The following is an 8,045-nucleotide window of genomic DNA, read 5'->3' as shown; positions in this document are numbered from 1 at the left end:
GACATCAACAGCGAGTTCGGCCAGACCGACGTGGTGCTGGTGCTCGGCGCCAACGACGTGGTGAACCCGGCGGCGAAGACCGATCCGACATCACCGATCGCGGGAATGCCGATTCTCGAAGCGTATAAGGCGCGGACGATCATCGTGAACAAGCGGTCGATGGCGGCGGGTTACGCCGGGCTCGACAACGAGCTGTTCTATATGGACAAGACGATGATGGTTTTCGGGGATGCGAAAAAGGTTGTGGAAGAGATGATGAAGGCGGTGGACTGATTCAAGAAACCGCTTCCCGGATGTCCTTTGCGGCGCAGGCGTCCGGTGGGCTTGGGCCTCGCGGTCGACCGTAACGAGCAGTCGACGTTATCAGCGGTCACCTGCAACAGCTGGTTTTTGAGACAAGCGAAAAGCAATCGGTCAGCCGCCGGCCTCCGCAGATGACCGATGGTCGAGCGCGGCTTCGGGCGGCGGGCAGTTCGGCTGCCAGTTCTTTGCCGCTTTGCTTTGATATCCATGCGTGAAAATCCGAGTCAAGAAGGGCGAGCTTGCTGTACGCAGTTTAGAACCGTTCCTTGCAAGCGTCGGCATTTCTGCGTTCAGTTTCGACAGTTCATCGCGCAAATCGGGAGACAGGCGTTCGGCAGCCCGAGCGGCCATGAACGGTTCCGGCAAGAGCGCAAGTCGTACGTTTCTTCAAAGCGTTGTCGACTCGGATCGGCGCTGCGCTGCGCTGAAGCCAACATACTCGCGATGTGCGCGAGCACCCCTAGTCGGTTCGTCGAAGCAGCGGTGTCGCTGCTATAACGACGCTTGCACCGGCGACTAATGTAAGCGCCGTTCGCGAATCTCCGCTTGTCGGGAAAACTTCCAATGCAGTTGGGAGCGAGTCGTCGGTCCGTCTCTCACAATGTTCGTCCCATTCTCGCCTTTCAGCGTTCCCGCAGGTTCGGCACGCGCGGCAACCATCGCCTGCTCGATGTCATCGGCCTCGCGCAGCACGCGCTGAGCGCGTTCGAGCAGATCCCGACCTTCGGGTGTGAGCGTCAATGAGCGCGTGGTTCGGCTAAACAGCTTCAAACCTGGAATCGAGGGTTGGTGGCAACATAGCGCTCGAGGAATGCAAGGAGATCGGCAGGGGTGGGCCGAGTTCCCCAGCCGTCGCCACGATTCAGCGAAGCGAGCGCTACCCACGAATCGGGCGGGCCCAACTTTTCAATGACTTCGGCACCCTCCGTCACAAGTAACCGACCAGTCGCCAGTTGAAAATCTGCCGATATCTCACGGCTGTTTACTCGTACGACGGCACGCACCGCTTGCGTCTTCATGCTCGTCTTCTCGCGCTCTTGCTAATCATGCTGCATTGCACCACAAATTTCCTTCTGGCGTGTGGCGCGCGAGTCGGCTTGCGCGGTAAAGCTCGTGGTCGGGCGCACAGGTTCGTCTTGCTCCGCCGCATTACATGGCGGTTCGAAGACACAAACCGATTTATGCTAGACAAATGAAAGCTTTTCTTTTGCTACCGCGTGCACTGGAGAAATAATGGAAAGCGAACTTAAACTACTGGTCTGTGCTGGGAAAGCGAGCCAAGTCCTGCACTCCCCCGCTATTAGCCGCTTGCTGGTCGATCAGGCGACCACGAACGAGTTAACGAGCACGTACTTCGATACGCCGGATTTCCAGTTGCATAAGAGCGGCGTCTCACTGCGTGTCCGTGCTGTAGGCGAGAAGCGACTGCAGACGCTCAAGCTCGATGGCGCCATCGCGGCAGGGTTCTTTGAACGGGAAGAGTTCGAAGGCCCGGTGGCCGGCGACTCGCCAGACCTCGACTCGCTGAAAGAGCTGCTTCCCCAGAAAAAAAACGGCACCAAGGTTTTACAGACAAACGGACTCGCATCGCAGCTTCAGCCGTTGTTTGTTACCCGCGTCAAACGTTCGACCGCTGTGCTTCGCCTGTCGCAGGACACGGAAGTGGAACTGGCAGTCGATGACGGTGTGATCGAGGCCCAGGCTGGCTCGACGCCGATTCACGGCGTGGAGATGGAACTCAAGAGCGGCGCGCCCGAGCAGCTTTATGAATTGGCGCTTGCTCTTCTGGAAGAGGTGCCCCTTCGCATCGACTACATGAGCAAAGGCGATCGTGGTTATGAACTGCTCGTGCAAGAGCACCGTGCGCCCGTGCGGGCAGAACCACTCGAACTCAAGAAACGTTACACAGTTGAGGAGGCGTTCCAATACATCGCGAAGAACTGCCTCGCGCAAGTCCACGGAAACGAGCGAGGCGTGGTGTCGGGACATGATCCGTCCAGCGTCCATCAAATGCGGGTGGGACTTCGCCGGTTGCGCTCAGCGCTCGATATGTTTGCGGACGTAATTGTTGCGCCCGCAGAGTTCGACCGAGAGCTCAGATGGATCGCCGGTGAGCTTGGCGGCGCACGTGACTGGGAGGTTTTGGCGGGCGCAACGCTCGATCAGGCGTTCGATTCCGCCAGAGACGGCGACGACGTGAATGCGACCCGGCAGGCCGCTAAGGAGCGCGCGGTCCAGAATCGCAAAGCAGCGGCCGCTGCGGTCGATTCGGTGCGTTACACCCGGCTCGTGCTGCGGCTCACACTCTGGGTTGAGTCGATGGGATGGCGCAACGGGCAAAGCGACGCAGGACGCGCAGCATCCGAGAAATCGGTCTTGAGGTTTGCCAACGCGACACTGTCGAACCGTCATAAGAAGTTGCTCAAGCGTGGCAGGGGCCTGGCGAAACTCGACGACGAAAGCCGCCATCGCGCGCGCATTGCCGCGAAGAAACTCCGCTATGCGACCGAGTTTTTCACATCGCTGTTCTCCAACCGGGCGGTCAAATCCTACATTGGTGCGCTGAGCGAGCTTCAGGATGACCTCGGTTGGCGCAACGACATCGTGGTCGCAGATGGCTTACTCAGGTCATTGGCAGCGGCGAAGCCCGAAGCCGCTTCTGGCGCCGGCTTTGCACGCGGCTATTTCGCATCGCGCGCTGCCGAAGACCACGATTCATTGAAAGCGCTATGGAAGAAGTTCAGACGGCTCTCCCCGCCTTCGTTGCACAACCAGTAGTGTGCAACTGACTGCATCGGCACTGGTCGATGCTCGACGCGGTGGCCAGCGCGGCACGCGTTCTCTCGTCCCGAGCAAGCTTATCCAAAGTCTCGGCGCACAAGCGTGTAGATAACCGCGACGCTTTTTGCCGAGTCTGCTCCATGGTTTCGAACTGCGCCGGTCGTTGCGTTCTTTGCTGCATGAAGGTCGCTCGCGAGACCACGTAGGCTCCCATGCAGATTGTCCTGGACCTGCAGTCGCGTTAAATCGCACGCCCGGAGCTTGCTGTCGATTGCCAAGTTGAACAGCGCCAACTCGCGAAAGTTGGGCGACGTCTGAAGTCTCGTCCAAATCGCCTATATTTCACGAAGCTTCAATGCCGGCTTCTGGCCGGTCGACCTTCCTTGTTCCACGGCCCTCGTCGAGCGCCGGAAGAAATAATAACGGTTTCCATATCGACCTCCGGGTGATCGAGCGCGAGCAGCGGGCCCCGTAGTCGTGATCCGGGGCGTTTGGACGCCGGCGCATGCGGAAGGAAGGTTCAACGTCCGATGAACTTCGTTCAACGTTCGACGAATTTCGACAGCTTTTGTCTCCGGAGAATCCGCGTGTTCTCGCATGCGAATGCGCCGGTTCTTGCCCCGACAGTGAAGTCACCTTGATGATTATCCCTGTAATCATCACGCCTTTCGCGACCCACGATGCGACCACGAGTTCGAGATCGGGTGTCGTGGCACGCGAGGGAGAGCCCCGGTGTCGGCGGGATTCAACACTCTGACCAGCGGGCCTTTGCCGCAGGCCTTTCCGACGAGCGTGTGGCTCTTCCCGACCCGACTCGGCCGTTCAGCTCGGCGGGACATCATTGACCGCTTCCGATTTGGAACAGTCGTTGATGCACTCGCTTCGAGCCGCCCGCGACTTTAATCGCCTGTCCGTCTTTCCTCGTGCCATAGAGAGTAAGCTCGGACTCGCTACCAAAAGTGGAGATCCAATCAGCTTGGAAGGGTATTATATTTAAGTTCGAATCATGTCCGCCGTTGTTGCTTGCGCTTAACACCTGACGGTAACGCGAGCGGGAGATCGCCCGTCGCGGGCAGCGCTTCAGCCGATTATCTACTCTCCGAAGCCCATCATGCGCTCATGGCGGCTCGATCGTCCCAGTTTCACAGGACACCTGGATCTTTCCCGGGCAACGAGCCTGGTATCAGCCATTGGGGCTGATGATACCAATGCATTTGCCGCGGAAGTCTTGAAGTTGTTGGGGGATGCCGCAGGCATCTCGCAATGCACCGTGTTCGCATACGAGTTTGGCAATCGCCCCCGGACGGTTTCCGTGGCTGATCACCGCGGGGGCCGATACTTGCGCAATGTCGCAGACACGTACGCCAAGACTTTTTACGCGCTGGACGGCAACCAGACGATCATCTCGGCGGCCCGTCCCGAGAAACTGGACTCTGCCGTTTTGCTTCACCAGCAGGCCAGCGAGGACATTTCGCACGAGGGCTATCGAGCCGCTTGTTATCACCAGCCTGACGTGTCGGGCCGGCTTTCGCTTTTGCTGCAGCCGTCGCAAGACATCTGGCTCTCAGTCAATCTCTATCGAGACCGTAGGCGCGGTAATTTTCACCCGAGCGAAATCGCGCTTATCGAAGCCTTCGCCCCGCTGATCGCTCATGCTGCCAAGCATCACTACGCGCTGTCTGGCCAAGTTCAGAGCGGCATTCCGCAGCTGATGTTGGCGCGTGTCCGTGGAAGCTGCCCAGATTTATCGAAGAGAGAACTCGACGTGCTCTGCGGCGTCTTGGAGGGCCGCACCGCCCAAGAAATCGGCGAACTGATGGGCGTCAAGCCCTCCAGCGTCGTGACCTACCAGAAGCGGGCTTACCGCCGCCTCGGCATCTCAAGCCAACGTCAGCTATTCGCCTTGTGTCTGGCTCCCGGTAAAAACTGACTCCGTTTCCCCGCCCGAATCAGACGTTGGCCGCTCTTTCGGTCGCGCACGCCCAAGGTTTTCCCCCAGCCCATCTCGCCTTCACGTCGTACCCATTTTGGGGACAGCGCGAGCCGACGGTACAACCATACTCCAGTCATCGCCATACCTCGCCGCTCGGACGAACCTGACGCGATTGCATTGAGTGCTGTGGCGCTCGACATAAACTGATTCTGGAGACGACGCACATGGAAACGACCCCATCGGCCGACCGCGGCCGACAGCCTGGCGGGCCGACGAACGATGCTGGACCGGGCGCTTCACTGCAAGAGCAGCATGTCATGGCCAAGGTTTCTCGACACTTGCTTTGGTTTCTTTTCATCCTGTTCTTCTTTTCATTTCTGGACCGAATCAATATCGGATTCGCCGGACTCACCATGATGAAGGATCTGGGCCTTTCCGGAACCCAGTTCGGTTTGGCGACGACGTTGTTCTATATCGCCTACATTGCGTTCGGCATTCCGAGCAATATCGTTTTGGCTCGCATTGGTGCGAGGAAATGGATTGGGACCATCATGATCGCCTGGGGTCTGGCATCCACTGCGACCATGTTTGCGTCCAGCCCGGGCACGTTGTACCTTTTGCGCGTTTTGGTCGGCGTGACCGAAGCCGGCTTTCTGCCGGGCATCCTGCTTTACATGACGTATTGGTTTCCGAGCGCTTACCGCGCGAGAGCCAACGCCATGTTCATGATCGCAATGCCCGTCACGGCCGCCGTCGGCTCCGCGCTGTCGGGATATATCCTCGCACTGGACGGGACCCTTGGGCTCAGAGGGTGGCAATGGCTGTTTTTTCTGGAAGGCTTGCCCTCGGCGATCCTGGGTCTGGTGGTGTTCGCTTATCTGCACGACGGCCCAGCAAAGGCGACCTGGCTCAGCGCCGATGAAAAGCGCACGCTGTCGCAGACGCTCGCCGCGGAGCATCAGGCCGATCCCGTACCGCGCACATCGGCAACCGAAAAAGGAAGCCTTCTCAGCGAACTCGTCTCACCGACCGTGATCAAGTTTGCGCTCGCTTATTTCTGTCTCGTCAATACGCTCGCCATGGTTGCAGTCTGGACCCCGCTGATCGTGAAGAGCTTCAGCGCCGACGCAAGCAACCGCACCATCGGTCTGCTGGCTGCAATCCCGCAAATTTGCACGATTGTCGCGATGATCTGGTGGGGAAGGCGTTCCGATCGCAAGCAGGAGCGCAAATGGCACCTGATGCTGCCCATGCTGTTTTCCGCTGCGGGCTGGCTTTGCACGGCCTACTCGGCAAACACCGTCGTCCAGATGCTGGGGATCTGCCTGGCGTCAGCCGGATCGTACACCGCCATGTCGATATTTTGGACGACGCCCGATCACGCGCTGAGCTTCCGCGCCCGGGCGGTCGGCATCGCCGTGATCAATGCCACGGGCAATATCGGCTCGGCCTTGAATCCTTTGGTGGTGGGATGGCTAAAAGACCTGACGCATAGTTTCTCGGCCGGGTTGCTCTACGCAGCGGCACTCCTCGTCATCGGCGCCATTGTAGTGGCCGTGCTGCCGATCGAGCCGACGCGCCAGCGCCGCGCTGATCCGTCAAGCACCGCTAGCTAGACGGTATTGCTGCGCTAATTGTGCGACTCAAATTAGGGCGAAGTGCCTAGGGACGAAAAACGAGTCATCCACGATCCACAGTCGACACTTCGTTTAAGAAATTCGTTAAGGAGCAAACGATGGAATTCAAAACTTATCCCTTCACTGCAAAAAAATACGCTGCCAAGGTGCCTCAGCTGGACAACGGCACCGAGACAAAGCGGCATGCAGTTACGATCGTTGGAGGAGGTCCAGTCGGTCTGACGGTGGCCCTCGGCCTCGCCAACCATGGCGTTCCTTCTGTGTTGATCGAAGCCGACGATTCCGTGTGCCATGGCAGTCGGGCGATCTGTATCTCGCGCCGGAGCCTGGAAATCATCGAGCGCCTGGGTGCTGTGGACGGATTCCTGAAGACCGGCCTGCCGTGGGCCGGTGGGCGCAGCTTCTACCGCGACACCGAAGTGCTGCACTTCAAAATGCCGCAGGACGACAATCAGAAGCTGCCGCCGATGGTGAATCTCGCGCAATATCACATCGAGCAGTTTCTGCTGGACGCCGCAGAAAGGAGGTCGGATCTGATCGACATTCGCTGGCAGACACGAGTCACCGCCGTTGATTCGCGAGTGGACGGCGCCACTCTCCGCCTATCAACGCCGGAAGGCGACTATGCGCTCAATAGCGACTGGGTCGTTGCCTGCGATGGCGGGCGCAGCACGATTCGGGAGGCGCTTGGTCTGCAGCTCAAGGGCACGAGCTACGAGGGCCGCTATGTGATCGTCGATATCGAGCTTGAGAGCGACCGGCCGACCGAGCGCCTGGCCTACTTTGACCCGTCGTCCAACCCAGGCTCCACCGTGCTGGTCCACAAGCAGCCTGACAATGTCTGGCGCATCGACTACCAATTGCGTGACGGCGAAGACGCCGAACAGGCGGTGAAGCCGGAAAACGTGATCCCGCGGGTCCAAAGCTTGTTGGACATGATGGGCGAGCGAGGCGACTGGGCTCCGATCTGGATCACGATCTACAAGGCCAATGCCCTGACCCTGGAAAGCTATCGACACGACCGCGTCCTGTTTGGCGGCGATGCAGCCCACCTGGTCCCGATCTTTGGCGTGCGTGGCGCAAACTCAGGCATCGACGACGCGGACAATCTAGCGTGGAAACTGGCCTTCGTGGTCCGCGACCTCGCCTCCGCGGGACTTCTCGACAGCTACTCATCAGAGCGCGTCTTTGCTGCCCACGAAAACCTCAGTTACGGCACCAAGAGTACCGAATTCATGGCGCCGCCGTCGTTTGCCTTCGAGTTGATGCGCAAGGCTGTGTTGAGTTTAGCGATCAAGCACGACCGCGTGCGCACCTTGATCAATCCGCGGCAGACTTCGGCCATCACCTATACAGCGTCGCCGCTAAATGCGACGGAAACAGAGCCGGGC

Annotated in this window: 8 protein-coding genes and 1 pseudogene; 5 read left to right on the top strand and 4 right to left on the bottom strand. The window is 59.1% G+C overall.

The window, feature by feature from the left end; translation table 11 throughout:
- The coding region (locus tag AWB67_RS33170) for an NAD(P)(+) transhydrogenase (Re/Si-specific) subunit beta (protein ID WP_143328438.1) at window positions 1-273 on the top strand (273 nt) is incomplete at its 5' end.
- 141 nt (window positions 274-414) lie between these two features.
- Here AWB67_RS33170 and AWB67_RS40090 read toward each other — a convergent pair.
- The 3 genes from AWB67_RS40090 to AWB67_RS41575 all read right to left on the bottom strand — a co-directional run bounded on the left by AWB67_RS40090 (window position 415) and on the right by AWB67_RS41575 (window position 1,322).
- A complete protein-coding gene (locus tag AWB67_RS40090) occupies window positions 415-654 on the bottom strand; it encodes a hypothetical protein (protein ID WP_125477794.1) in 240 nt (79 codons plus the stop codon).
- Window positions 655-819: 165 nt separating this feature from the next.
- Window positions 820-1,044 (bottom strand): hypothetical protein, encoded by a 225-nt coding sequence (locus tag AWB67_RS42415; protein WP_235025487.1) that lies wholly within the window; start codon window positions 1,042-1,044, stop codon window positions 820-822.
- A gap of 26 nt (window positions 1,045-1,070) precedes the next feature.
- Window positions 1,071-1,322: a hypothetical protein gene (locus tag AWB67_RS41575; RefSeq protein WP_200822373.1), complete on the bottom strand. Its 252-nt coding sequence runs from the start codon at window positions 1,320-1,322 to the stop codon at window positions 1,071-1,073.
- Between the two features lie 214 nt (window positions 1,323-1,536).
- On the opposite strand from AWB67_RS41575, the gene AWB67_RS33160 reads away from it, so the two are divergent.
- Window positions 1,537-3,081: a CYTH and CHAD domain-containing protein gene (locus AWB67_RS33160; protein ID WP_087660255.1), complete on the top strand. Its 1,545-nt coding sequence runs from the start codon at window positions 1,537-1,539 to the stop codon at window positions 3,079-3,081.
- A gap of 118 nt (window positions 3,082-3,199) precedes the next feature.
- Here the strand turns inward: AWB67_RS33160 and AWB67_RS42410 are convergent.
- Window positions 3,200-3,517, bottom strand: a pseudogene (locus AWB67_RS42410) (site-specific integrase); the annotation flags it as partial.
- Window positions 3,518-4,195: 678 nt separating this feature from the next.
- Between AWB67_RS42410 and AWB67_RS33150 the strand changes: the two are divergent.
- The 3 genes from AWB67_RS33150 to AWB67_RS33140 form a co-directional block, all read left to right on the top strand.
- Entirely contained in the window at window positions 4,196-5,014 is an 819-nt protein-coding gene (locus AWB67_RS33150) for a helix-turn-helix transcriptional regulator (RefSeq protein WP_087660254.1), read from the top strand.
- Between the two features lie 227 nt (window positions 5,015-5,241).
- Window positions 5,242-6,633, top strand: coding sequence for an MFS transporter (locus AWB67_RS33145; RefSeq protein ID WP_235025486.1), 1,392 nt, complete (start codon window positions 5,242-5,244; stop codon window positions 6,631-6,633).
- A 119-nt stretch (window positions 6,634-6,752) separates the two neighbouring features.
- Window positions 6,753-8,045 (top strand): FAD-dependent monooxygenase (locus AWB67_RS33140; RefSeq protein WP_125477793.1); only part of this gene is annotated, 1,293 nt, incomplete at its 3' end.

The organism is Caballeronia terrestris (assembly GCF_001544515.1).
Lineage (GTDB): Bacteria > Pseudomonadota > Gammaproteobacteria > Burkholderiales > Burkholderiaceae > Caballeronia > Caballeronia terrestris.
This window is presented reverse-complemented; position numbering and strand designations above follow the sequence as displayed.

Coding starts and splice junctions, on each gene's coding strand:
- AWB67_RS40090 (WP_125477794.1), bottom strand. CDS start 654: ATGGCCGCTCGGGCTGCCGAACGCCTGTCTCCCGATTTGCGCGATGAA.
- AWB67_RS41575 (WP_200822373.1), bottom strand. CDS start 1,322: ATGAAGACGCAAGCGGTGCGTGCCGTCGTACGAGTAAACAGCCGTGAG.
- AWB67_RS33160 (WP_087660255.1), top strand. CDS start 1,537: ATGGAAAGCGAACTTAAACTACTGGTCTGTGCTGGGAAAGCGAGCCAA.
- AWB67_RS33150 (WP_087660254.1), top strand. CDS start 4,196: ATGCGCTCATGGCGGCTCGATCGTCCCAGTTTCACAGGACACCTGGAT.
- AWB67_RS33145 (WP_235025486.1), top strand. CDS start 5,242: ATGGAAACGACCCCATCGGCCGACCGCGGCCGACAGCCTGGCGGGCCG.